This is a genomic window from Nocardioides pyridinolyticus, assembly GCF_054653575.1.
This window is the reverse complement of record NZ_BAAIFY010000089.1, coordinates 1-573: the sequence shown is the minus strand read 5'-3', so window position 1 is coordinate 573 and position 573 is coordinate 1. Positions and strand designations below refer to the sequence as shown.

1 protein-coding gene is annotated in these 573 nt (G+C 71.6%); it reads right to left on the bottom strand.

The genetic code is table 11. The annotated features are described in order from the left end of the window. Positions 1-132: 132 nt before the first annotated feature. Positions 133-573, bottom strand: a 441-nt coding sequence (locus ACYQ0U_RS22785) for a universal stress protein (RefSeq protein ID WP_459976165.1), incomplete at its 5' end; no start/stop codon positions are given.

Genomic DNA, 573 nt, shown 5'->3' with positions numbered 1-573 from the left:
TCCGTTTCGGTGTCCTTCTGGCTCCACCCTGCCGAGGCGAGGCGCAGGAGGTGAGAGGCGTCCGCCTCGACCTCCGGGGACTTTGGTCCCAGCCCTCACGCGACCAGCTGGCCAGAAGGCCTTCCCGGACGGTCAGGCGGGCTGGGCCTCGCCGACCGGGTCGACGATCATCACCGGGCACCGCGACTCGCGCAGCACGGCGCGACCGATCGATCCCAGGTGAGCGACGGGAAGAGAGGTCCGGTGCCGCCCGACGACGAGGAGAGCGGAGCCTTCCGACTCGGCGACCAGGGCGTCGGCCGGCCTGGCTTGGCGGACCACCAGCTCGACGGGTACGTCGGCGAACGTGGCCGCCACGGGGTCCAGGTGAGCGCGGATCTGGTCGGTGAGCTGGTCGGAATGGCGTCGTGCCTCCGCCCCGGGGAACACGACGTCGTCGTAGACGCTGTAGTGCCAGGCGTGGACGACCCGCAGGCCGACCCCTCGCGACCGTGCCTCCCTGAACGCCGTCGTGAGGAGGTGGGCAGGTTCGCCCAGGGCGTCGACGCCGACGGTCACCTGTCCCGTGTCAGG